Origin of the sequence: Prevotella melaninogenica, assembly GCF_018127925.1 — a bacterium.
In the GTDB taxonomy this organism is placed as follows: domain Bacteria; phylum Bacteroidota; class Bacteroidia; order Bacteroidales; family Bacteroidaceae; genus Prevotella; species Prevotella melaninogenica_C.
On record NZ_CP072348.1, the window covers coordinates 182,544 to 209,284 of the forward strand.

General features: G+C 42.4%; 17 protein-coding genes. 4 read left to right on the top strand and 13 right to left on the bottom strand.

All coding sequences use genetic code 11. From position 1 onward, the window contains the following. Positions 1-20: 20 nt before the first annotated feature. Positions 21-227 carry a hypothetical protein gene (locus tag J4861_RS06225; protein ID WP_428842174.1) on the bottom strand — a complete coding sequence of 69 codons (207 nt, stop codon included), beginning with the start codon at positions 225-227 and terminating at the stop codon, positions 21-23. A gap of 589 nt (positions 228-816) precedes the next feature. Beyond that, positions 817-3,483, bottom strand: coding sequence for an alanine--tRNA ligase (alaS, locus tag J4861_RS06230; protein ID WP_211817280.1), 2,667 nt, complete (start codon positions 3,481-3,483; stop codon positions 817-819). Positions 3,484-3,661: 178 nt separating this feature from the next. Between alaS and J4861_RS06235 the strand changes: the two genes are divergently transcribed. Next, entirely contained in the window at positions 3,662-4,000 is a 339-nt protein-coding gene (locus J4861_RS06235) for a MerR family transcriptional regulator (RefSeq protein WP_004360810.1), read from the top strand. Between the two features lie 601 nt (positions 4,001-4,601). On the opposite strand, the gene J4861_RS06240 is transcribed toward J4861_RS06235, so the two are convergent. From J4861_RS06240 to J4861_RS06250, 3 genes are all read right to left on the bottom strand, one after another. Beyond that, entirely contained in the window at positions 4,602-5,183 is a 582-nt protein-coding gene (locus tag J4861_RS06240; protein ID WP_211817281.1) for a DUF6642 family protein, read from the bottom strand. An 84-nt stretch (positions 5,184-5,267) separates the two neighbouring features. Next, the gene (locus J4861_RS06245) at positions 5,268-6,029 is read right to left on the bottom strand and encodes a copper homeostasis protein CutC (RefSeq protein ID WP_211817282.1); all 762 of its coding nucleotides are present in this window, start codon (positions 6,027-6,029) and stop codon (positions 5,268-5,270) included. A gap of 159 nt (positions 6,030-6,188) precedes the next feature. Beyond that, complete coding sequence (locus J4861_RS06250; protein ID WP_211817283.1) at positions 6,189-8,786, bottom strand: transglutaminase family protein; 2,598 nt, start codon at positions 8,784-8,786, stop codon at positions 6,189-6,191. 532 nt (positions 8,787-9,318) lie between these two features. Between J4861_RS06250 and J4861_RS06255 the strand changes: the two genes are divergently transcribed. Together J4861_RS06255 and J4861_RS06260 are read left to right on the top strand one after the other, a co-directional pair. Then, a complete protein-coding gene (locus J4861_RS06255) occupies positions 9,319-10,722 on the top strand; it encodes a C1 family peptidase (RefSeq protein WP_211817284.1) in 1,404 nt (467 codons plus the stop codon). 214 nt (positions 10,723-10,936) lie between these two features. After that, positions 10,937-12,223, top strand: coding sequence for a histidine-type phosphatase (locus J4861_RS06260; RefSeq protein WP_211817285.1), 1,287 nt, complete (start codon positions 10,937-10,939; stop codon positions 12,221-12,223). A gap of 474 nt (positions 12,224-12,697) precedes the next feature. Here the strand turns inward: J4861_RS06260 and J4861_RS06265 are convergent, their stop codons facing one another. Both J4861_RS06265 and J4861_RS06270 read right to left on the bottom strand, forming a co-directional pair. Further along, positions 12,698-14,317, bottom strand: a complete 1,620-nt coding sequence (locus tag J4861_RS06265) for a RagB/SusD family nutrient uptake outer membrane protein (protein WP_211817286.1) — start codon at positions 14,315-14,317, stop codon at positions 12,698-12,700. A gap of 32 nt (positions 14,318-14,349) precedes the next feature. Further along, positions 14,350-17,085 (bottom strand): SusC/RagA family TonB-linked outer membrane protein, encoded by a 2,736-nt coding sequence (locus J4861_RS06270; protein WP_211817287.1) that lies wholly within the window; start codon positions 17,083-17,085, stop codon positions 14,350-14,352. A gap of 171 nt (positions 17,086-17,256) precedes the next feature. Here J4861_RS06270 and J4861_RS06275 point away from each other — a divergent pair, with 171 nt between their 5' ends. Beyond that, positions 17,257-20,424, top strand: a complete 3,168-nt coding sequence (locus tag J4861_RS06275; RefSeq protein ID WP_211817288.1) for a glycoside hydrolase family 2 TIM barrel-domain containing protein — start codon at positions 17,257-17,259, stop codon at positions 20,422-20,424. Positions 20,425-20,645: 221 nt separating this feature from the next. Here the strand turns inward: J4861_RS06275 and J4861_RS06280 are convergent, their stop codons facing one another. From J4861_RS06280 to ftsH, 6 genes are all read right to left on the bottom strand, one after another. Beyond that, positions 20,646-21,287: a SprT-like domain-containing protein gene (locus J4861_RS06280; RefSeq protein WP_211817289.1), complete on the bottom strand. Its 642-nt coding sequence runs from the start codon at positions 21,285-21,287 to the stop codon at positions 20,646-20,648. 76 nt (positions 21,288-21,363) lie between these two features. Beyond that, on the bottom strand, positions 21,364-21,966 hold the full coding sequence (locus tag J4861_RS06285; protein ID WP_249110887.1) for an outer membrane beta-barrel protein: 603 nt from the start codon (positions 21,964-21,966) through the stop codon (positions 21,364-21,366). 71 nt (positions 21,967-22,037) lie between these two features. Further along, positions 22,038-23,270 (bottom strand): IS4 family transposase, encoded by a 1,233-nt coding sequence (locus tag J4861_RS06290; RefSeq protein ID WP_211815727.1) that lies wholly within the window; start codon positions 23,268-23,270, stop codon positions 22,038-22,040. Positions 23,271-23,360: 90 nt separating this feature from the next. After that, positions 23,361-23,585, bottom strand: coding sequence for a hypothetical protein (locus J4861_RS06295; protein WP_249110889.1), 225 nt, complete (start codon positions 23,583-23,585; stop codon positions 23,361-23,363). 224 nt (positions 23,586-23,809) lie between these two features. Then, a complete protein-coding gene (locus tag J4861_RS06300; RefSeq protein ID WP_211817290.1) occupies positions 23,810-24,673 on the bottom strand; it encodes a phosphatidate cytidylyltransferase in 864 nt (287 codons plus the stop codon). Positions 24,674-24,687: 14 nt separating this feature from the next. Beyond that, positions 24,688-26,718, bottom strand: a complete 2,031-nt coding sequence (gene ftsH, locus J4861_RS06305; protein ID WP_211817291.1) for an ATP-dependent zinc metalloprotease FtsH — start codon at positions 26,716-26,718, stop codon at positions 24,688-24,690. Positions 26,719-26,741 lie beyond the last annotated feature (23 nt).

A 26,741-nucleotide genomic window follows, 5' to 3' on the forward strand; every position in this document is an offset into this window, starting at 1 on the left:
TTTTAGTTTATTACTCTCTATTAGTCTTCCCACATTGAATGTTCTCCCTCACCTTCACCTTCGGACATCCAATTAGGAGCCTTCTTGGCATCTCCCGATGTTCCACCTGATTGTGCTGGATTATGCTGACCTGGCATAGACGCATCCATCAAATTAGTGGTTTCGTTTACTTGAATTATCATGCACTCTGGTGCAGAATAACTCTTCTTTACTTGCTTTTTTCTCATTACTTCATTGATTAAAATAGTTGTTATTTCGTTCTTATTTTGCTTAAAATCGAGTTCACAAAAGGGCATAAAAAAGCGAACAAAGGAAACTCTTGAAAGTCCTTTGTTTACAGGGGTTACGGCACGCTTCGCGCGCGCGTATGCGAGAAGAAAAAATGTGTTATTAGACGCTAGGTGCGCATAGTGTGTGTGTGTGTTAGCAATTTATTTGGATTGACCAAAGATAAAGTGCAAAAAGATGCAAAGAATTCGATAATTCTTTGCAGTACTTCGTTCACTTGATATGTCATTGCTAATTGTTTCACGGCGGCAAAGGTAAGGCTTTCTTTTAATTCAGCCAAATAATCTTGATAGAAATCTTTGTTTCGTCTTAAATTACTATGAAAAAGTGGGTGTGTCAAAATGCAAAAACCATTTTGATAATCTTACGGTTTGAAACAATTCATTAAAAAATACCATTTCTGTACTCGATTTTGAGTAAAGAAATGGTCTTTTCTTTGCCTTTAGAAGAAGCCTACTTATAAATTGAAGGTTGTCAAGTTATTAATTTGCATTTTGACACACCCTTTCTTTTTTGTATTTAATAGCTTTATAAGCTAATTAATTCAATCACTTTATCCACAGCTGATCTGATACCATCTGCATTCTTACCACCAGCCTGAGCGTAGTGTGGCTGACCGCCACCGCCACCTTGGATGAGTTTAGCAGCCTCGCGAATAATCTTACCAGCGTTCAGGTCATGATCTTTCACCATGTCATCACTGAGCATGATTGATAAGAGAGGACGATTCTCGTATACAGAGCCGAGTACGCAAACAAGTTTCTCTGGCAATGCTTCACGTACCTTGAAGACGATGTCCTTGGCAGAAGCTGGGTCGATTGGCAACACAGCCTTTACGACATGCACGCCATTTACGGTCTCAGCATGCTCAACCATATTCTTTGCAGCACGGCTAACAGCTTGGGCACGGAAGCTCTCAAGCTCCTTCTTAATACTGTCGTTCTCTTCAACAAACTTTGTAAGAACTGCTTTGAGGTCCTTAGCATTGTTGAACATTGATTTTAAATCACGCAAAGTATCTTCAAGAGCGTAGATGGCATTCTCGCATGTTTCACCTGTCATAGCCTCGATACGGCGTACACCTGCTGCTACACTGCTCTCGCCAACAATCTTAAAGAAGCCGATGCGACCTGTTGATGTGGCATGAATACCACCACAGAACTCACAGCTTGGACCGAAGCGAACAACGCGAACCTTGTCGCCATACTTCTCTCCGAAGAGGGCTACTGCACCCATCTTCTTTGCTTCCTCCATTGGGGTATCACGATGCTCGTCCATAGGATAATCCTTACGAATCATCTCATTAACGAGTCTCTCTACCTTACGAAGTTCCTCATCGGTAATCTTTTGGAAGTGAGAAACGTCAAAGCGGAGGGTGTCAGGACTTACGTATGAACCCTTCTGCTCAGCATGCTCGCCGAGAACCTGCTTCAAAGCATAGTCGAGAAGGTGGGTTGCGGTGTGGTTGGCAGCTGAAGCGTCACGCTTCTCAGTGTCAATACAAGCCATGAAGTCTGCCTCAAGGTTCTTTGGCAATTCCTTAACAATGTGTACACTCTGGTTGTTTTCACGCTTGGTATCGATGACATTAATAGTCTCGTCCTCGCTAACAAGTACACCTTGGTCACCTACCTGACCACCCATCTCTCCATAGAAAGGAGTATAATCGAGAACAAGCTCATAGAAACTGTTCTTCTTCTGAGTCACCTTGCGGTAACGGAGGATGTGGCACTCATATTCTGTATAGTCGTAACCAACAAACTCCTGTTCGCCTTCACGCAGTACTTCCCAGTCACCATTCTCTACAGCGGCTGCATTGCGAGCACGTGCCTTCTGCTGTTCCATCTCCTCATTGAACTGCTTCTCGTCAACGGTATATCCGTTCTCTGCGCAGATAAGTTCGGTGAGGTCGAGTGGGAAACCGTAGGTGTCGAAGAGGCGGAAAGCCTCCTTACCATCGAGTTGAGTCTGACCATGTGCCTTCAGCTCGTCCATTGCACCGTTAAGGAGCATGATACCCTTTTCCAATGTGCGAAGGAATGAGTCTTCCTCTTCCTTCATTACGCGACCAATCAACTCACGCTGTGCGGTGAGTTCTGGATATGCAGTACCCATCTCACGTACCAACACGTTGAGCAACTTATACATGAAAGCTTCCTTCTGATCAAGGAAGGTATAAGCGTAACGAACGGCACGGCGAAGGATTCGACGAATAACGTACCCTGCTTTTGCATTGCTTGGCAACTGACCATCAGCAATAGAGAAAGCAACAGCACGAAGGTGGTCGGCTACAACACGCATAGCGATGTCTACCTTCTGCTCGTCATTGACGCCTTCACCATTATCACCCTCTGGGAAGGTGTGGTTATACTTCTTGCCTGAAATCTTCTCAATCTCTGCAATAACTGGTGCAAAGATATCTGTATCGTAGTTAGAGTTCTTGCCCTGCATGAGACGAACGAGACGTTCAAAGCCCATACCAGTATCGATAACATGCATCTTCAATGGGTCAAGACTGCCGTCTGCCTTACGATTAAACTGCATGAACACGATGTTCCAAATCTCAATAACCTGTGGGTGATCCTTGTTTACAAGTTCCTCACCAGGCACCTTTGCCTTCTCTTCCTCTGAACGGAAGTCAATATGAATCTCTGAACAAGGACCACAAGGACCTGTGTCACCCATCTCCCAGAAGTTATCGTGCTTGTTTCCGTTGACGATATGATTCTTTGGGAAATGCTTCTCCCAGTAGCTTGCTGCCTCATCATCACGTGATATTCCCTCTGCCTTATCACCCTCAAAGACGGTTACATAGAGGTCTTTTGGGTCAAGGTGGAGTACGTCTACAAGGTATTCGTATGCGTAATCAATTGCTCCTTCTTTAAAATAGTCACCAAAGCTCCAGTTACCTAACATCTCAAACATCGTGTGGTGGCTGAGAGCTGCATCACGACCAACCTCTTCCAAGTCATTGTGTTTACCACTAACACGCAGACATTTCTGTGAGTCAGTGCGGCGGCGAGGCTCTGGATCCTTTGTTCCGAGGATAATATCTTTCCACTGGTTCATACCAGCATTAGTGAACATCAGCGTAGGGTCGTCCTTGATAACCATAGGGGCAGACGGTACGATAACGTGTCCCTTCGACTCAAAGAATTTCAAGTAAGAGTCGCGGATTTCGTTTGCTGTCATCATCTTTATTTTATTTTTAATTCAATTTTTCTACCTAAAAGTGTTGCAAAGATACTGACTTTTGAGTATTTTTGCAAACAATTAGGCTGCTGAATACGTAAAAACTTCTTTTAGAGGTAGACATAGTCTTCCTATTCAGACCTAAGATTGTGTAAATAATTGATATAAAAGTTACTAAGACATGGCAGAGAATCCGCGCAAACTGTATTATTCTATCAAGGAAGTGGCACAGCAGATTAACGTTACGGAGAGTCTGTTGCGATACTGGGAAACTGAGTTTCCACACCTTCGTCCTAAGACGACGGGTAATCGTGTACGCCAATATACGGAGAAAGACATTGAACAGATCAAGGTTATTTACAACCTTGTCAAGGTGCGTGGCTTTAAGATTGCTGCAGCTCGCAAGATGTTGCAGGAGAATAGAAGTGGTGCTGACAAGAGCCAAAAGGTTATGGAAACCCTCTTCTCTGTGCGCGACCAGCTGAAAGAACTTAAGAAGCAGTTAGATGGTTTAGTATAGACGGCATATCAAGGGGAGATGCCTTCGGAGATAGGTCACACCAATTAGCAGTCATAGAGAGGACTTTTGTATTCTTATTCCCCCTATTTTATTTTTGTTTTTAGTTGCTGTCATTTTTAACATTTGTGATAAAGAGTTTATAATAAGTCACTTATAGTTCGGTTTGTTGTGAAAGGAGTGACAGCAACTTTTAAACCGCCTCCATACAGTTCCCTACTTTATCTTACGTTTCGAGCATGAACTGTTATTCGTCCTCAGCCTGCCTTATATCACAAACGGATATACTATCCAGTACGAAGGATATTTACTCTGGGATTCGGTCCACAGCTAATAAGATAGCTGAAAAAGATTAGAGACGTCTACCGTCTGTGTTTATTTTCAGCTTTAATCACCTTCAAGCCACTGCTTCATGTCTTTGTTTTCCTTTGTGTTACAGTCCAACTCAAACCGTGCCAACAGCAAACACGAGGTGTGCTACTGGTAAACACCAAAGAAGAGCATCTGCCAACAGACTATTCTATTAATTCCTTATACTGTTCCAAACTCCTTTTACACCAGAATTACCCCTTGTAATAAGCAGAAATTACAATTTCCTCCATAATTATAATGCCATAAATTTAAACTTATCTACATAATAAGGCATTTCTTTCTGTGCCCTATTCATCAGTGACGTCGCTCTTAAGTTCGGATAAAGATATAAAGTGTTTAACAACCATGCTTCAAAGATGAAACTTGTGGTCATTTCAACACTCCTCTCATAGCCAGAGACCATTATTGCACCTGTCAGTTTCTTGAACTGCTTAATCTCACTATCATTCATCTTTAAAGTTCTGCAACTTCCAAAATGAACAAACTTTCCTCTAAAGATTCCTTCATTTTCGTTAGCGAAATCCATCAAACTGCATATCGAGTACTTACCCTTATTATCTGCCCCGGCAAAGGTAATAATACCCTTTTCGCCATGAAAGCATAAATACACAATAGAAAAATCCTTATATGAAGCCTGCTTTAAATGACTTATATAGTATTTAAAATCTGATGGAGTTGCAACTTGTCTAAAAGAAAAGTCTATACCACAGGAGTTACTTAAAAACTCTAACATAGGCTTTGCCTGAGAATCATATTTCAAATCATATACACTCTGTTCCCACTCCGTTTCTAAACAAAAAACTTTATTTACCATACCTGTTTATTTCGATTGACGAATCTACTATATTTATTTTGTGTCTTCTGCAATATAAGAGATCTGCTACTTAATGGCATTACCTTACGCCATCATTCTCATCAAAGTATCGATGGTATTCCTCACTCTGCGCTCTGTTGTCAACATAATTGTGTCTTCATCAGCACCCTCAGCACCCATATAAACAGAAGGGTTAGAGTAGGTCATGCGACTTGCTTGTGGCTCACGGGCAGAGAAGTGGAAAGCAGGTACGGCTGTTTTTTGGCGTATGCGAGCAATGTTCTTTTCGTTCACACCACATCCAGCCATGATTTTTATACGACCATTTGCCAACTGGTTTAATCGCTGGAGTAGGGGAATACCCTCCTCGGCAGTGGGTTGCTGTCCTGAAGTCAGTACTCTATCAAAACCAAGAGAGATGAGCTGTTTCAAGGCTTTCTCTGGTTCACGGCAGCGATCAAAAGCACGATGGAAGGTAACACTCATTCCTTTTGCGTGAGACATCAGATATTCATTGGATTTCATGTCAATGTCTCCTTCAGCCGTCAGGCAGCCAAAAACAACGCCATCTACCCCCAAGTCACGACAGAGGTCAATGTCCATTGCCATACGCTGAAGTTCCTGTTCGGTATAAAGGAAGTCGCCACCACGGTTGCGAATAATGACATGTAGGCGAGTATCAGTCAATACTTCTCTCGCCATTTTTATTTCACCATAAGATGGTGTGGTGCCACCTTCGGGAATACCCATGCAGAGTTCTACACGATTAGCTCCACCTTTCTGTGCTTCTATGCAGCTTTCAACGCTATTAGCACATATCTCTATCTCAAAATCAGTTCGGTTCATGTTGGATTGTTTGAGGAGTTAAAGGAGTTAAGGAGTGAAAGGGAGTTAAGACAACACTATCTGTTAGTGTGATATATGACCGTTTATTGTCTGATATATTACAGCTATAAAAGTATTGTCTTAACTCCCTTTCACTCCTTAACTCCTACTTTTCCTTGATTAAAGTTTACTACTTGTTTTAACGAGCTGCTCACCCAATCCGATTGTATATCCTTGAGAAAGGAAGACAATACGATTGAAGGTATCAGCGATAATGAATATTGGTAGCTGTTCAGTATTGCGGAGTTTCATCTCTTTCACTATCTCTTGCTGGATGGTTCCATCCTTATCAATACCGAAGATAGTCTTCGCAGGGAGGTTAGGGAACTCACCCTTCTGTGCTTGGAACTTCTTAGCTTCCGCCTCGTTCTTGAAGAGTAAGACGAATGGACGACCCCATTTATCGAGTTTATCCTTCATCTTTTCAATATCATGGAGTGCGTGGTTAGTTGGCTCCTGACCAATACCCAATACGCCGAGGACATAATATCCGCGTCCAGTCTGACTTAGGATAGAAACGTTCTGACCGTCTTTATCAAACAAGTCTTCGCTATTGAAGCTACCAATCACCTTCACACCTTCGCTTTCTTGGCGTACATCGAGTGGGAGAGTGGTCGTTTCGCCTGGTTTAATCTGGAAGAAACGGCTGTGTGCAAGTACACTACCATCTGCCATACGCTGACCAGTCACGAGGATGTAGGTACCCTCATCGAGTGTAGCACCATTCTTAAAGGTGTTCGACCAAGTAGCACCGCCACCCATATCTACCTGTCCTTCGTCAAAGTTCATCAGCCATGTCTGTCCATAAACAATCTTACTAATGCTGAAATGGCTATAATACTTAGGATCATCGAGGAAGCCGTCAGGAGTGAATGTCAGTACTAATTTACCAGTCTTAGCAGTTTGCTGAGCTGCTGCATCAAAGTCAACATCCACCCATTTGCCATCTTGTTTATACTGAATCTTCCATGCCACAGGGTCCATACGAGCCTCAATACCAAGACTGCGAGCTACATCCACGAAGAAGATATCACGGCTACGACTATCGGTAATACGGCTCTCCCATACGCTTCTTGGGGTCTGTGGAATTCTCATCGCACGAGTATCAGGATTCATGCGGATATTCTTTCTAATCCATTCAACCAACAAAGCAGGATTCTTACGGAAACTTGCAGTCTCCTTTGCAAAGGCTTTCTCAAAGAATTGCTTGAACGGTGTGAGAATCATTTCACTCTCAACACGTGGAGAGAGCTGGCTACTCTTTGCCTTCATGTTATCCTCTAAGATATACATTGGCATGTCACGAAGGTCCTTGTCGCTCAAAGTACTGAGCAACTTTAGTGCACGTTCCTGCTGATTAGCATACTTCTCAACAAATGCCTGAATAGTCTTCCAATTTCCACGTGCCTTTATAATATAAGGGGTGGCTGCTGGATAGCGATAATCCTTCATTGACTCTGCTGTTGGGAAGGTGGCAATGTAAGCATGACGGATAGAATCCTCATAGGTCAAACGACGCGTATTCTCATCCCGCTGTGCCTTGGTAACGGCAGGTAATGTAGTGTTAGAAGCAGGTGGAACGATGTCGAGATCAGCCTCCTTAGGCATATTTTGCTCGTTATAATCCAGTTTGATGGTGATTGACTTATCCTTTCCAAAGGTAGCTTTAGCAAAGCCAAACTGTCCATCCTTTGATGCCCAGACAATCATATCACCCTTACCAGCAGAGAGAAAGGTCGTTCCATCAGTACCAGTGTACTTAGACACAGCTGTATAGAACTCGGCATAATTATAAATCTTGAAGTCTACCTTTGCGTTGTCAATAGGCTTACCATCCTTGTCAACAATCTTAAAATCAATCTTAGACGTACTGCCATAGTTGTCGATGAGATTAATCTCGGTGAAGTTATTGGTACGTAGCATCACCTCCTCTGGACCCTCATAATCACCGAAAGCACGTGTGTGCATGAGCATTGCACGTGATGCAGGTTCGTTAAACCAAGCAAGGTTGAGTACTGGTTCTGGTTCACAAGCACCTAAGAAATACCATTTACCATCCGCCCAAGCTTCTACCCAAGCATGATTGTCGTCCGTATGTGCCCAGCGAGGAGTATATACCTGACGAGCTGGAATACCGATAGAACGAAGTGCAGCTACCGTAAAGGTGCTCTCTTCTCCACAACGTCCACGGCCAGTGCGGATAGACTGTAAAGGTGAAGATGTACGAGCATCTGAAGGCTCGTAGGTAACACGCTCATGGCACCAGTGGTTTACCTCAAGGATAGCCTCCTTCATGGGAAGCCCTTTTACACGCTCACTAAGTTCACGATAGAAGATAGCACGCGAACTGTCGAGCGGTTCGTTGTTCACACGCATAGGCAGAACGAAATGTCTGAAAAGTAATTCTGGAACATCCTTTCCCCATGCCATCGACTTTCTTGTGCGTAAGGCGGTGCGTATATTTTTAAGATGATACGTTGTAGGATAGTCCGTCGCATCGGCGATAGGCATATAAGCATACAAGAAGCGTAAGGCTTCCTCCTCCTCAGGAGATACCCGAAGTTCCTTTGTATTATAGAACTTCTTTCCAATAACCTTCATCTTGGCTTGGAATGCATTTTCTACTTTCTGTCTGAAATTAGGGTCTGTTATAAAGTGCTGTGCATAACTTGAAAGGCTGACAGCAGCAAGAAACAGACTCAATAAGATTTTCTTCATAGATTTGTTTTTAGTTAATGCGACTTTCATCAGCCGCTAATTTGTGTATGCAATATTCGTAAAAAAAAACAATATACGCAAATGTTTTATATAGAAAATGCCTGAAAGCTTGGTCAAAGTGATAGAATAAGGATTTCCTTCCAGTGTACCATATTTTATTCAAGAAGAAGTAATCAAAATAAAAGTACAGAACGAAAGGGATAGAGCAAGGGACCGTAGCCTACTATTAAAGTATCTTCAATCTTGCCATTTACCTCATTTTATTTTCCTACGGTCAGAAGAAAATTTTCCTTTGTGAAAAAAATCTTTCCGACCGTAGGCGCATAAATTTCTCACCGTAGAGAAATTTTCTTCTAACCGTAGGAAAAATTTAGTAGCTTTCTTCCCCCACTAAATTTCTTTCTTTGTAGACCATTTTATCAGTGTTAATGTTGTTTTTCACGCTTTATTACATCAACAATGGGAAATAAATAGTATCTTTGTAGAAAATAAGTTTTTAATAACCCTTTACCTTAATATTATTAAGAAAACAATGAGAAAGAAAATGTTTATAGCCTGTGGCTTGCTAAGTTGTGTGCTTACACTTCAGGCACAGACGAAAGATGGTGGTATTGATGCACAGATGTTGCAGCAGATTCAGAAGTCTGGATTGACTAAGTCTGACCGTGCTTTATCGAATGCAATCGCCACAAATTCTATTGATGACCTTGCTCGTAACTTCCGTAACTCAGGACCTGTAGATACCTATTTCAGTGTGGAGACACCGAAGCAGAATATTCAGGACCAGAAAAGTTCTGGTCGTTGCTGGCTCTTTACAGGACTGAATGTGCTGCGTGCTAACTTTGCTCGCCGCCATAAGGATACATTGAGAGTAGAGTATTCTCATGTTTACCTCTCTTTCTATGACCAGTTAGAGAAGGCAAACTTGATGTTGCAGGGTGTGATAGACAATGCTGGTAAGTCATTAGACGACCCACGTGTGCAGTTCTTCTTTAAGAATCCTATCAGTGATGGCGGTACGTTCTGCGGTGTATCTGACTTGGTTGAGAAGTATGGTGTTGTACCAATGGAAGCCATGCAAGAAACCTATTCAGCTGAAAACACCTCTCGTATGGCAAGGATTGTGTCATCAAAACTACGTGAGTATGGTCTGGAACTGCGTATGATGGTAGCTGACAAGAAGTCAAAGGCAACTATCAAGGCACGCAAGACAGAGATGTTGGGTAATATCTATCATATACTCTCACTTTCTTTGGGTGAGCCAGTGAAGACCTTTACCTTTGCTTTCAAGGATAAGAACGGTAAGCAGATTGGTAAGGCTAAGACCTATACACCACAGGGATTCTATAAGGAGACAGTAGGAGGTCCACTCAATGGAACCTTTATTATGGCAATGAACGACCCTCGTCGTCCTTACTATAAGACTTACGAGATAGAGTATGACCGTCATACCTACGATGGTCATAACTGGAAGTATGTGAACCTTCCAATGGAAGATATTGCGAAGATGGCTATAGCTTCGCTGAAAGACTCAACAAAGATGTACACCAGTTATGATGTTGGTAAGCAGCTCGACCGCAAGCGTGGTTATCTTGACTTGGATAACTATGACTATGGAACACTTTTTGGAACAAGCTTCCCAATGAACAAGGCAGAGCGTATAGCAACCTTCGATAGTGGTTCAACCCATGCGATGACGCTTACTGCAGTAGACTTAGATGAGAATGGTCAGCCAAAGAAATGGAAGGTAGAGAACTCTTGGAGTGCCTCTTATGGTCAGAATGGTTACTTGATTATGAGTAATCCTTGGTTCAATGAATACACCTTCCGTCTGGTTGTTGATAATAAGTACGTACCAGAGAATATCATGAAGGCTGCTCAGCAGAAACCAATAATGGTTGTTCCTGAGGACCCATTGTTCCAAGAGGATATGTAAAGACCTCCCCCGACCCCTCCAAAGGAGGGGAGAAAAGATAGGATTAGAGAGAAATGAGGATGTGTTAATAGGCACATTCTCATTTTCTTTTATTACCTTAAGCTCCGAAAATCATGAAAAATACTTATCTTTGTAGGATCGGATGAAATCACCCTGTGCATTCATGGTGTTTTGGTTTCGTCCTTATAAGAATATAAAACAAATTTATTACGATATGAGAAAACAAATTACTCTACTATGTATGATGGCTTTCCTGTCTTCGGCACATGTGACAGCACAGTCTTTCAGAAAAGATATTGATGCGAGGCCAGAACTATCTGCAAGTAATGGGGTAGCCTATCCTACGCCTTCAGGAAAACTTACGACACCCCCTGCTGGCTATGTCCCAGTCTATATCTCTCACTATGGACGGCATGGCTCACGTTATCTTTTATCACGGCAAGACTATACTCGACCGCTGCAGGTACTTGAGCGAGCTGATTCCGCTGGTGTCCTCAGTGAGAAAGGTAGGGAAACAATGGGTAAGATACGTCGTATGTATGCTGAGTCATACAAGCGTTGGGGCGAGTTGACACCATTGGGTGCTGAGCAGCATAAGCAGATTGCACGACGAATGTTTAAACGTTTCCCATCTGTTTTTCGTGATTCTGTGTGGGTGGATGCCAAGTCAACGGTGGTTATCCGTTGTATTCTCTCCATGGAGAATGCCTTGCAGGAACTCTTGCGACAGAATCCTCATTTGCGAATTCGCCATGATGCGAGTGAACATGATATGTATTACATGAACTTTTCAGACAAGAAACTTGCTCAACAAAAGGAGAGTGAGGAGGTTAAAGAAACTATGAAGGATTGGGAGAAACGCAATATGAATTATCAGCCATTGATGTCCCGCCTTTTTAAAAATGCTGATTATGTTGACAAGAATGTCAATGCAGAGCAGCTGACAACCGACCTCTTTAGCCTTGCTGGTTTTGTGCAGAACTCGGAGATACGTCATTCGTTATCGTTATATGATATTTTTACGCCTGATGAACGTTATCGTCTTTGGCAGCGAACCAATGTTTGGTGGTATCTACACTTTGCAGGTGCACCTCAGAGTGGTGCTAAACAGCCTTTCTCTCAGCGTAATCTCTTGCGTAATATTATCACTGAAGCAGATTCTTGTCTTGCGCTTCCACATCCAGGAGCTACACTTCGTTTCGGACATGAAACAATGGTTATGCCGTTGGCTTGCCTACTTGTTTTGAATGGTAGTTACGTACAAGTGTTTCAGGTTGATAGTCTTGAAGCAAAGGGTTGGATAGGTTCACGCATCTTCCCAATGGCAGCTAATATTCAGCTTGTGTTCTATAAGAACCCAAAAGCAGACGTTCTTGTAAAGGCACTGCTCAATGAGGAAGAAGCGACGCTACCATTGCCTCCGACCTCTAAACCTTATTACTATAAGTGGAGTGATTTCAGACGTTTCTTCTTGAATCTGATTAATAATTATCGTGATTAGTGACCTATTAGTTAGGATTCTTCCGAATTATGAAGTGATAGTTTAAACCTATTATATAATAAAGCATACAGCGAGGCTCTAAGTTTCTTGCTATAAACTTAGAGTCTCGCTGTGTGATATTTCTTAAGATTCTATGCGCAAGATGCAAACCTTATCACTCCAAACTCCTTTAGGTTTGTCTGTTTTTTTTCACATATCGATTTTTTAAAGACCATCAAATGGTTTGCAATTAACGTCCAATTGGCTTGCAAAAGGTGCCCTTTTGAGGTCTTACTAACGCCCTTTTGGAACCTTATTAAGCACCTTTTAAAACCTCTTTTTACAACTACTTGATAACAAGTAACTTACGAAGGCGATAAAATAACCCGCTTTTAAGGCATTTCCTTACCTTTTTCTCGAACGTTTTGTCAATATATTTCTTAGCCTTGCAGCGTTAAACCTCACACAGAAGCATGGAGCTGACGGAGGTTTTATTTAGCGTTTATACCCTTTATTCTGTTTCAGCTTTTCGTTGAGGTCTAATGCACGTGATGGGATAGGGAAGACGATTGTATGACGGTCGGCTTCTGTTTCGGGTGCAGTACGAAGGTCGTAGGACTGATGGAAACGATTGAAGCGGATGAGATCATTACGACGCCAACCCTCCCACATTAGTTCCATCAGGCGTTCAGCAAGAATGTTATCTAATGTAGCAGTTCTATTTCCCATGCCACTACGGCTGCGAACGAGGTTCAGTTCAGTATTACCATTCTCGCCGTTGCGTACTGCAGCTTCAGCCTTCATTAGCAATACATCGGCATAACGGAAGAGAACAATGTCGTTGTCAGGACTTTTACCATCGTTAAAGGCGGTACGGTCCACCTCATATTTAGCCATTCTTGCTCCTGCCGTCTTGATATAAGGGCTGTTGGTGAGATTTAACTCTACAGCAAGTGGCATATAAACAAGTGGTTTGCCATTCTCTAAATATATGATATTTCCATCTACCCGAACTGTGTCAGAGTAGAGGTTATAGGCATATCGCTTGTCAACATTACTGGTACCATTGCCGAAAGTCTTCACTGTTGAAATAGTTGCACAGGCTCCATTCTCAGAGCTTGTACCGAAGGCACCGCCATGTGAGTAGTGACGAGAGCGGAAGAGATACTGGAATTGGTTCTTGTAAAGGTGTTTGTCGAGCGGGATAGTAAAGATATTCTCTGGTGAATTCTCGTTGTTAACAGAGAAGTTGCTGAGATAATTAGTTGCTAAGGTAAAGCCATCAGCAGTCACCTTATCACAGTAATATTTGCAGGCTTGCCATATATTCATCTGCTGACCATTGATGGTAAAGTAGGTTTGCTTACCATTAGGTTGTTGATTATCTGTCCAATCAGCATCAGAATAAACCTCACCATTCAGCATCAACTTAGCAAGAAGGAAGTTGGCTACAGAACGTGTGACACGTCCATAGTTCTTGCCAAGAAGGTTACTATGACCTTTAGGAAGTAGTGGGGTGACTTCTTGTAGTTCTTTTACAATAAACCGATATACCTCAGGGCGACTTGCTTGTTCTGCGTTTTCAGTACTTTCGCCAGCCGTCGTTACTAATGGTATATTTCCAAACATATCCATAAGGTAATAGTAGTATAAGGCACGGATAGCCCTAACTTCCGCCCTATAAGCCTTGTACTGCTCCTCTGTAAGCAATTGTTTATGTTTGTCGATAGTTGTAAGTGCATCATTACTGAATACAATTACTTTATAGAGATACTTCCATGTATCGTAGAGCGGTTTGCTGTCTTCTGCCCAGTTATGTGTATATAAATCAGCCCAGAAGCCTCCATCATACCAGTCTCCACCACGGACAGGTATGATAGCTTCATCGGTTGTGAATGTATTATAATCATATACACCACGATAAGTACCTTGTAATCCCTCACTGTCTTTATCACTTCCTATGTAGTTATACAAGGTAGCGACTGCATTGACATATACATCTCTTTCTGTCGTGTAGGTATGTTGTTCATCGAGGCTGTCTTTGCTATTCTCGTCCAGGCAACCTGTCAATGTGAGGATAGTTAGAAAAAAGAGTGGGCGAAGTAAGTATTTCATACTTGACAGTTGTTTATGTTGTGTTAAATTGCTTAGAACTTAATACTCACACCGATAGAGTAAGTGCGATAAGGAGGATAGGTACGTTTGTCATCAATACCTAAGGTGTTATCTACTACATAGCTATTGATTATCGGTGTTAAGCCACTATAACTTGTTATTGTTGCGAGGTTATTGATGCTAAAAGACACACGTAGTGAGTTGATATATTTGTTTTTAACAGGCGTATTCCAACCTATCGTAAGATAATCAAAGTTTAGATAATCACCTTTTTCCAACCAATAATCCGTCACATTCTGGTCAACAATATTCCGTGCTGGAGCTTCAGCAAGGACATTATAGTCAGGGAAGTTTGACATGTTCAGGAAAGAAAGAGTTGTTCCGTTAAATATCTTATGTCCGAAAGCACCATTCATCTGTAAGGAAATATCGAATGCTTTGTATCTGAAACTTATGTTAGAACCTAAGGTCATCTTAGGTGTTGCTTGTCCTGCGATATATCGGTCACCATGATCGCTGAGGTCGATTACATTATCATTGTTCAAATCAGCAATGTCGTATTTGTTGTGTCCATGTCCGTTGTCAACGATTCCTTTGCTGTGAGGAAGATAGAAAACTCCTAAGGGTTGACCTACAATCTGATAGATAATATCATTATATCCACCATGGAAACCTGCGCCATTCATACCGCCAATTGGTGTTATGTCTGATGCAGTCATCTGCCTTCCATTATGTTTACCATTGAGAGAAAGGAGCTTGTTCTTTTGCCATGCCATATTGACATTGACATTGAGTTCCATGTCTTTCTTTGATATAGGAACGACGCCAATACCCAACTCAAAACCACTGTTAGACATAGAACCGATATTTGCCAATAGTTTGTCGAAGGCGAAAGTTGGCACAGGTACGTCATATTCGTAAAGCATATCGGTAGTCTTGGAATAGTAATACTCTGCTGTAAGGAGCAGACGATTGTTGAACAATCCAAGGTCAGTACCAATATTAAAGGTGCTGCGCGTCTCCCAACGTAGGTCAGGATTGCTGTTGCGTAAGGTACCCATTGTGACTGTTGGCGTACCATTATACGAGATTAAACCTACTGGGATATATTGCCTTAAGGTCAAATAAGAACTGATTCCACCAAGGTTTCCAGATCGACCATAACCAGTTCGAAGGTTCAGAAGACTAATGCTTTTATTGTTGCGTAGGAAACTTTCTTTCTTCATATCCCAGGTTGCTGAGATAGAAGGGAAGATACCCCACGTATGGTCTTTGCCAACCATTGACGAACCATCTGCACGTGTTGTCAGATTAAGTGTGTATCGGTCGAGCAGTGTGTAGGTAAGTGTACCCATAAAAGAGGCAAGACTTGGGTCGGCATAACTACTGCCAGTTCCTCCATAAGGACGGTCAGAAGCAGCCCCAAGATTGTCATAACCAAAGTAATTGTTGGTTAATCCCTTTACTTGTGTCCAAAAAGCTGCTGTCTTCTTTTTCTGATATTCAGCAAGAATGGTGGCAGACAGATTGTTAGCCCCCCAACGATATTTCCAATCAAGAGAGATGTTACCTAACATATCCTCGGTCTTTCGTTCTCCTCTATATGCTAATCCTTGTGCCCATACCCATGTTGGAGCAAACCTTCCGTTCTCCGTTGAGGTGTAAGAATAGGAACCTAAAGCTGCTAACTGAAGGTTATGTGTTAGCTGTAAGGACAACTGCAGATGTGAATTGAACGTAAGATTCTTCTCATCGTTGCGCTCAAACAGCAATGGTTCTGTTGGTCCTATCTGTGATGCGTTGCCATTCCTCTGCCATCCGTTTCCTGTTTTGTGGAATGGGAGTGTTGGATTCATCGCAGCAGTAGAGTAGGAAAGTGCTTGAATATCAAATATCTTTTCATCTTGTTGAGATGAACCGAAGGCACCAAAGTCTATCTTTAGTTTCTCGTCAAAGGCAAGCTGTGAGATGTCTAACTTAGCCACGAAGTTATTGTAATCCTTGTTTTTAATAACCGTTTGACCGCGCACATAGCCTAATGAGGCACGATAATTAGACTTCTCACTGCCTCCAATAAAAGCCACGTGGTGTGAGTTTACGAAACCTGTTCGTACTATTTCTTTTTGAAAGTTAGTGTCATAACCTTTGTCAACATAGTCTAATCCCAATGCTTTTGCAGCACTAATATACTCCGCAGCATTTAGCATTCGAAGTCGTTTGTATACAACATCGAAGCCAGCAGTTCCGTCATAGTAGATCTGGAACTTGCTACCATTGCCTCGCTTTGTCTTTACTTCGATAACACCCGATGCTCCTCGTGAACCATACTTAGATGTTTCTGAAGCATTCTTGAGGATTGTAAAGCTTTCGATATCAGCAGGATAAATGGTGGATAGGGTAGATAAATCAGATGAAACACCATCTATAAGGACCAAAGGGTCATTACCACCAGTAAGCGATGTCGTACCACGAACACGCACACTGGTCAGCATTGCCATACGATCCTGCCCATTCGTAACGACATTTACACCAACGGCTTGTCCGGAAAGGGCATTAATTGCAGAGTTTACCAAACCTTTATTCATCTGTTTCTCACCTACCTTTGCCATTGAACCGACGATAGGTAGGGTGTCACTCATGAGGAATAACGGCTGCTTTTGTTTTGTTGTAATGGCTTTAGGTCTTCTTTGCGCATTTGCAATATCTGTAGAGCCAATTAGTAAAAGGCAGCAAACAAGTGAATGGGTTAGGAAGTGTTGTCTGGCCATATAAAGAATACAATAAATGTTATTTATACTGTTTATCTAAGCAAATATACATATTTTTCGTGACATAAGTCGATGATTACAAGTTTTTTTGCTAATTTTGTTGTGTTATCCTTTTATATACTCTTGTGTGAGTTAAGGATTTTAAAGAAAGAAACCTAAATTATTATCAATATGGATAAGCTTTTTCTAACGGCTTTATTGATGGGCATGTCTGTGTCTGGTATTCATGCACAGAAAGCCACTATTGAGCCAACTTTCACCGAATGGCATGACCTTCAGGTGAATGCTGTCAATCGTTTTGCAACGCATACAGACTTCTTTGTCTTTGCTCCAAATGAGAATCTGCGTGGAACAAAGTATGATATGAAGAAGTCGGCTAACTATCTTTCCCTTGATGGAGACTGGAAGTTCAATTGGGTTGAGAATGCAGATCAACGTCCAACAGATTTCTTCCGTACCGACTTCGATGACTCGCAGTGGAAGACATTCCCTGTTCCTGGTATCTGGGAGGTGAATGGTTATGGCGACCCAGTCTATGTGAACATTGGTTTTGCATGGCGTGGTAACTTTAAGAATAACCCTCCTGAGGTTCCTATCAAGGAAAATCACGTAGGCTCTTACCGTCGTACTATCCGCATACCAGACAACTGGGACGGCAAACAAGTTATCGCTCATTTCGGTTCTGTGACATCTTGTGTATATCTGTGGGTGAACGGTAAGTTCGTTGGCTATAGTGAAGACTCTAAGATTGGACCAGAGTTTGATGTAACGAAGTTCCTCAAGAATGGGGATAACCAGATTGCCTTCCAAGTGTTCCGTTGGTCAGATGGCAGCTATTGTGAGGACCAAGACTTCTGGCGTCTCAGTGGTGTTGCTCGCGATAGTTATCTCTATGCGCGTGATGCAAAGCAGCATTTGAAAGATATTCGTGTAACGCCTGACCTCGTAAATGATTATAAGGACGGTACACTCAGCGTCAATCTCCAGTTAGCGGGCAACACAAAGGCATTCCTAATCTTGGAGGATACTGATAATAATCTTGCTGCAAAGACAGTCGTTACGGCAGATAAAGCAGGGCAAGCTAAGGCTTTTATGGAGCTGAGAAACCCTAAGAAGTGGACAGCAGAGACTCCTTATCTTTATAATCTCTATGTGAATGTTGAAGATGCCAAGACCGGTAAGACTATTGAAACAATCCCTCTCAAAGTTGGTTTCCGCAAGGTTGAAATCAAGAATGCGCAGGTGTTGGTCAATGGTCAGCCTGTTCTCTTCAAGGGAGCTAACCGTCATGAGATGGATCCAGATGGTGGTTACGTTGTGACACGTGAGCGTATGATTCAGGATATCAAACTGATGAAGCGTTTGAATGTCAATGCAGTGCGTACTTGTCACTATCCTGACGATCCTATTTGGTATGACCTATGCGACGAGTATGGACTCTATGTGGTTGCTGAGGCTAATCAAGAAAGCCACGGTTTTGGGTATAGTAAGGATGCAGTGTCGGGTAGTCCGCTCTTTGCTAAGCAGATTATGGAGCGTAATCAGCATAATGTCGGAACGAAGTTCAATCATCCAAGTGTCATTTTCTGGAGTCTTGGTAACGAGACTTGCTATAGCAAGAACTTCGATGATGCATACGATTGGATTAAGTCGCAAGACCAAAGCCGTCCTGTACAGTATGAGCGTGCAGAGTTGAATGGTTATGCTACGGATATTTTCTGCCCAATGTACTATTCTCCAAAAGCATGTGAGGATTACTCAAAGAACACTCAATACACTCGTCCACTTATCCAGTGCGAGTATAACCATACGATGGGTAACTCTGGTGGTAACTTGAAGGAGTACTGGGACCTTGTTCGTAAGTATCCTAAGTTCCAAGGTGGATTTGATTGGGACTTTGTAGATCAAGGCTTACACCGCAATCCTAAGTTTGATGCTTCTCGTAGGTTGGAAGACTATGAGCGTGCGGCTGATGCGGTTGATGTGAAGACGGAATACACATACGGTGGTGACTATAATAAGACTGACCCATCAGACAACAACTTCAACTGTAATGGTATGATTGGTCCTGACCGTCAGTTGAATCCACATGCTTATGAGGTTGCCTACGAATATCAGAATATCTGGGCTCGACCAGTTGATCTCAAGCAGGGCAAGATAGCTGTTCACAACGAATACTTCTTCCGTGATCTAAGCAATTATCGTATGGAATGGAGCCTTGTTAATGAGGGTAAGGTTGTTGAGAATGGTGCGATTGAAGAATTGAATGTTGCACCACAGCAGACAGTTGAATACACCTTGCCAATAGCAGGTAAGGAGTTTGATGGTGAAGTACTCTTGAATATCGACTTTAAGTTGAAAACCGCTGAACCATTGATGGCTGCTGATCAGACTGTTGCTGAAATGCAGATGGAGGTACAGTCTTGGCAGCCAATGCCTAAGATGGAGCCTGTTGTGTACAAGAAGATGAAGGTAACTGACAACGTGAAGGAAGGTGTTGTAAGTTTTGCAGGCGATAACTTCTCTCTTGTTTTCGATCGTAAGACTGGTTTCCTCAATACTTATCAGGTCGATGGTCGTAACTTCCTTGGTGATGGTGGTACTTTGAAGCCTAACTTCTGGCGTGCTGTTACAGATAACGACATGGGTACTAATTTCCAAAACCGTCTGTCTGTATGGAAGAACCCTACTATGACACTGAAGTCTTTAGAGGTTGAGAAGAAGATGAATAGCCTCACTGCGGTATACGATTTACCAGAGGTTGGCGGACAATTGTGTCTCGTTTATCATGTTGCAATGGATGGTGCGCTCCATGTTAGTATGGATATGGAAATGAAGGAGGGCAATAAGGCTCCTCAGCTTCCTCGCTTCGGTATGCTGATGCAGTTGCCTTATGAGATGGATAAGTCAGTGTTCTACGGTCGTGGACCTATCGAGAACTACGTTGACCGTAAACTTTCTCAGCGTATAGGACGCTATGAGCAGACGGCTGATAAGCAGTTCTTCCCTTACATCCGTCCACAGGAGACAGGTACGAAGAGCGATATTCGTTGGTGGCAGCAGACTGACAACAGTGGTCGTGGATTCCGAGTATTGTTTGATGAGGCTGCTTTCTCTGCCAGTGCATTGCACTATAACATCTCTGATCTCGATGAGGGTAGTGAGAAGCATCAACGTCACAGCTATCAGGTGCCATTGTCTAAGTACACTAATCTTACCTTAGATGCTGCAATGATGGGTGTTGGTGGTATTGATAGTTGGGGTTCAGAACCTCTGAAGAAGTATCAGTTGCCAGCTGAAAACCGTGCTATGCACTTCTGGATTGTGCCAGTATTCTAAGCTGATAGACATCTTTTATAAAATAGAAAACGCCTTTGCAGAATCTCAGCAAAGGCGTTTTTTTGTTTAATATCCGTACAGTCAGCATACCTATCAATGGCAGTGTCTAAATTCTTTTCATGAAAATAAATATTTTTCTTCACGTAAATAAATATTTTTCTTCATGAAAATAATTCTTTCTTGTCGTGAAAATAATTCGTTTTTAAGCTTCTATCAGTCTTTTATTTTAGTAGTTTCATCTTCTTAATCATCGTTTCGTAGACCTCTGCAGACACTTGTCTACCACGTAGAGAACGCACACGTGGCATACTGCGGAAGTATTCGTCTTGTGACTGATACCATGCGTAATGTGCTATTTCACGAGCGCGAGCAAGGGAGATTGCCAACTTACCTGCAGCAGAGGGATTGACGGAAGAGAAAAAATACTTGCCATCTTTCGTCTTTAATGCCAATATGAGATAATCTTTGGGCTGTTGTGCGCTGCGTGCTTGTAGGTTGCGTGTGCGCACGGAGATGGTGATGTGTCTGCCGAATGAACGATTAATCTTGTCCATCATGCCACGAAAGATAACGCCGTGTGCAGATGTATCTTTTAGTCCTGTATAGGCAATAGAGTAGTGTATCATCTCGTGAATGAGCACATCATCTATTTCTTCTGTCGTAAGTTTATAATAGTTGGAAACGGAAATGGTGTAGTCATAGAATGTTGTTCGTCCCCAACTTCGTTTTCTTTTGCATGCCATTTGTCCCAATCGGGTCTTTCCTCGTGACCATTTCAGTCGTGGGATAGGTAGCTTACTGCTGAAGATGAGGTCGTTGTATTTGTTGAATTTAGTGGTTAAGCTCTCCTCTTCGCTCATCATAGGTTGCGTTGAGGAGAGCTGTTGGGATGATTCTGTCTTGTGTTGGTTGAACATATATCGTGTTAATAGTTTGGACTTAGAGCCCGAACCGATAGCCTAAGGTGATGGCAAAGGTGCTGTTCTTCAGGTCTTTGTCATTCTCATCCTTCGTATCAGCAACCTTACTGATACCCCAAAGGTATCGGGCGTCAAGCTCAATGTTCTTATATGTGTAGGACAAACCTACAGGAATAGAGAAGACACAGCTATGCAGTTTGTCCTTAATGTCGGTATTGGACTTCTCAAAATATGTCACACCCTTATACTTTACCTCCACGTTTGCTTTGGAACGTGCGCTTACCAGCACATCAGTCTGTATACCGAGCTTTGCTGTAAGGCCTTTCCATACATGTGCTTGAGCAAGAACTGGAATGCTGATGTAGTTCAGATCAGTTCTGAAATCAGTCAGATAGATATAGCTACCAGCGTTTCTGTCAAAGTCGATGTGGGCATTCTTGCCAATGACAGTAGTTGTTGGGTTAACAGGAGAGATCTCAAAGTTATTTGTTGGCTCGTAGCCTGGCATTAATACTGCCGCATTTGCTTTGGCTCCCTGCATGTTATAGAACACGCCTAATGATACTCCGAACAGCTTACTGAAGTTATATTCGGCATTATTGCTGTCCGATAAAACCTCCATATACTGCAATATCCTCTCTCAATCCTGCTGAAATAGGCATGATTAGTTCTAATTTCAAATTCCAAGCCCCCCTAGAATAATGACAACTCTTCTGGTGGGGCTTTTACTTGGGTAATCAATCTATCCCAGTCTCTATGTGGCTGCTCAAAGAAACTCTGTATTGAGACATAACTCATAAGTAGAATTCTTATCATTGTTGCCAAGCCTGAGAAGCTCCAAGGTCTCTTTATTTTGTTCTTCACTAGGGTTATAAGCAGATTGGCTATAAGCGTAATCCATATTTGTATTTTTATAGCATTCGCACTCTCTCCATAGAAGTATCTTAGCGGGAAATTCTGTTTTATTTGTTTAAATAAGGTTTCTATTTGCCATCGTCTCTTATAGATAGCTATAATATCTTCTGCCGACATCTGAAAATCATTGGTCAGCAGTGATATTAATCTGATTTTCCCTTTCTTGGTCTTATCCTGATATGTGATTTTTCTTGCTTTATGGTAGATATCTTTTTCCTTTGTATGCTTATGGAAGAGAATGGTTTCTACGCGTACAGCTCCATAATCTGTAGTCATCTGGTAATCTGTATCAGCAATCCTTTCAAAGCTAAGATTATTTTTCATCTTAGTTACATATATAACGCCTCTTTGCGTCAGTTCAGAGAACTTTTCATAGTTTATATAGGCTCGGTCAAAAGCAATCAGTTCCTCATTGGCATATCGTTCTGGGATAAGTGCAAACTGATCATGACTAGCTGCAGATGTGAACTTGATATCGCTTGGAACATTCTCATTGGCAAATATCACTGTATGTACTTTTATTCCACCCTTCTTCTTGCCAGTTTTGGGATTACGTCCTACACCTTTAAAGACTAGGTTAGAAAACAGACTTATTGTCGTAGAATCTATTATTTGTAGATTCTTCAGCCATTTGGGCTGTCCACTATTTGGGCTGTCCGAGTAAAGCTCATGGCGGTATTTCTCATATAGGTTCATATAGATCGAACCGAATATCTCGGAATCTCGACGTTTGTTTGCATCTGATAAGGTACTTCGACAAGGAAAATGCTTTAAACCAAGATGATTAAAGCGATTAACATTAGCAAAGAGAGAGGCTTTTATCTCACGCAGAGAGTCTAAACGCAGCATTACGGCATAAAGCATGACAACAAGATGATGCCATGCATCAAACTTCTTTATATAGTGTTCACCTCCCTGAGCTTGGCTCAGAGAGAGAATTTTATCACGATTAAAATAGTTTAACAGTTGAACATATAGTGGCTGTCCGATAAAATGTGTACTTTTGTTCATCTTATTTCATTGTTTTATTTTGACAACTACAAAGGAAATAAGAAGGGCTGAATGTACAAAACAATCAGCCCGTTTTTTTATTATTCTGAATTAATAAGATATGAACGCAAAAGTTTTATCGGACACCAATAATTCGGCATCTACACCAGCGACAAAGCCAGCCTTCGGACTGTAAGCTTCTTTGAGTTTACTACCTGAGAAGTCGGAGACGGTCATGCCAATACGTGGTGTAATGGTGAATTTACTGTTTGAGTTTTGTGCGTTTGCAGCCCATGGTATGAGTGCTAGAGCTGCGATTAAGAATAAATTTTTCATTGTTTGTATAAGCTTTTAGTTTGTTATTGATAAACTTTTGAGTATTGTTCGATAGACGTTTTAATGACACAAAGTTACGAAATTAATCATAGAACAGCAACTCTATGCTTGTTTTTCTGTATAGAGTAGGGGGTGAAGGTTGTATGAAACAATAAAGGCAGACGTTATTGTCTGCCTTTATGTGTGTTGTATATTATGTCTTAAGACTTTATAATGTATAGTCTTTAGAAGAGTGTCAGTGTGTAAAGATAGACCACTGCAGCAGGTATTGCCATCAGTGAAGAGTCGAATCGGTCGAGCATTCCACCGTGTCCTGGTAGGATATTTCCACTGTCTTTGATACCGAGTGTGCGTTTGAAGAGACTCTCAACAAGGTCGCCCCATGTACCGAAGACCACAACCACCAGTCCTAATCCTATCCATGCAGGAATGCTAAGCATATGTGGATCGGTGTCAGTATTGGTGAAATATCCGATAACTCCAGCAACAATCAATACGAGGAGTCCACCTCCTATGCTTCCTTCCCAACTCTTCTTAGGACTGATACGTGGGAAGAGTTTATGCTTGCCGAAGAGCGAACCGCAGAGATAAGCACCTGTGTCATTTGTCCAAAGGAAGATGAAGATACTCAATGGAAGGAGGAAATCAAAGGTTACCTGTCCCATCTCACCCTGCTGGAATGCCAATACGTTAATCATTGAGAAAGGTAATACGATATACATCTGTCCCAACATTGTGTATGCCCAGCTGTTGATAGGGTTCTCATTCTTCAGATACAGTTCTGAAACCAATAAGTAGAGAATTGTCAGAATGTAGGGTACAAAGATAACGAAGCCCTCAACTGGTGTCAAACGTAGTCCTGCAACCGATAGGAAGAAATAGACTCCCGCTATGGTTGAGATAAAGCGGTTTACCCTTACTCCTTTGATATTGTTCACCAATCCTGTGTATTCCCAAATGGAAAGACCCGTGATGAGTGCGAAAAGAGCAATCAGTGCGTGAGGATGAAGGATGCCCAACACCATCACGGTGACGAAGAATACTCCTGTAACAGCTCTGACAATCAGGTTCTTTAGTTTATCACTCATAACTGTATGTTTGTTTATAAATCACTTGCGTTGTCGTTACCTTCTTTTGCGATTCTTGCTTCGTGCTCTGCTTGTGCCTGCTTAACCTCCTCTGGCATATCCTCCAGCTTAGGCTGAGACTTCTCTTCCTGCTCAAGCAATTCCTGTGTACGACTTACCCAAGGACGCTTTCCAAAGATTTTCTCAACGTCTTCTGCCATGATTACCTCACGTTCAATGAGAATCTGTGCCAAACGGTTATGACCTTCTTTGTGCTCTGTCAGAATCTGTTTTGCACGCTCATACTGGCCGTTAATCATCTTCAGTACCTCTTCGTCGATGGTCTTAGCCGTTGTGTCAGAGTATGGCTTCTGGAAGTTATATTCATCATTGTTATAATAACAGATGTTTGGTAACTTCTCACTCATACCTGCATAAGCAATCATACCATATGCACTCTTGGTCGCACGTTCGAGGTCATTCATTGCACCTGTTGAGATATGACCAGTGAAGAGTTCCTCTGCAGCACGTCCACCAAGCAATGAACACATCTCGTCAAGCATCTGTTCCTTTGTTGTGATAGGGCGCTCTTCTGGCAGATACCATGCTGCACCGAGTGCCTGACCACGTGGTACGATGCTCACCTTTACCAATGGGTTGGCATGCTCACAGAACCAACTGATAGTTGCGTGACCTGCTTCGTGAAGGGCAATAGTGCGTTTCTCGTCAGCTGTCATAATCTTTGTCTTCTTCTCTAAGCCGCCGATGATACGGTCTACAGCGTCTAAGAAGTCTTGCTTTGTTACCTCTGTGCTGTCGTGACGGGCTGCAATCAGGGCAGCTTCGTTACATACATTGGCAATATCAGCACCTGAGAAACCTGGCGTCTGACGTGCAAGGAGATCGATATCAAGATTCTTCTCTAACTTCAAATTGCGCATATGGACGAGGAATATTTCCTTACGCTCAGGCAAGTCTGGTAGATCAACGTGTATCTGACGGTCGAATCGTCCGGCACGAAGGAGTGCCTTATCGAGCATGTCAACACGGTTCGTTGCTGCAAGAACGATAACGCCTGAGTTCGTTCCGAAGCCGTCCATCTCGGTCAGAAGGGCGTTGAGCGTATTCTCACGTTCGTCGTTTCCGCCCATAGCTGGGTTCTTTGAGCGAGCACGTCCAACGGCATCAATCTCGTCAATAAAGATGATACAAGGTGACTTCTCCTTAGCCTGATGGAATACATCACGCACTCGGCTCGCACCAACTCCGACGAACATTTCAACGAAGTCTGAGCCACTCATCGAGAAGAATGGTACACCAGCCTCACCTGCAACAGCCTTAGCTAAGAGGGTCTTACCTGTTCCCGGAGGACCAACAAGCAGTGCACCCTTAGGGATTTTACCACCTAAATCGGTATATTTCTTAGGATTCTTCAAGAACTCAACAATCTCTTGTACCTCCTGTTTTGCACCTGTCTGACCAGCAACATCCTTAAAGGTGATACCCATTTCGTTGGCTTTCTCATAGAGTTTTGCCTTAGATTTTCCAACGCTGAATACTCCACCACCTCCGCTGGCACCTCCGCCCATACGGCGCATGAGGAAGTACCAGATGCCAAAGAAGAATATCCATGGTGCAATAGAACCAAGGATATCGAGAATCGTGTTGCTTGTTTTGTTCTCATAACTATAGCTTACGATTTTCTTTTGAGCTACAGCTTGATCGAGGAACGTTTCTACCTTATCAACCGAACCAATCTCCACGGTAACATAAGGGGCTGTACCCACTTCTTGTGTACCCTTCTTGAAGATGTCGCGGATATGGTTTGGGCTTACATACATGCGTAGGGTATTGTCATTCCTATTGACAATCACCTTTGTGGCATAGCCTTTAGCAACGTATTGTTTGAACGTGGTATAGTCCTTGTCTATACCTGCACTTGACGGAAAAAGCCCATTTCCCCCAGCAAAGAATACTACTCCGAGGGCAATAATAACGAATATGTAGAGCCAATTCATATTGAATTTAGGCATATTCGGCTTGTTCTTTGGATTTGAATTGTCCATTTTGAAGTCTGATTTTTTATATA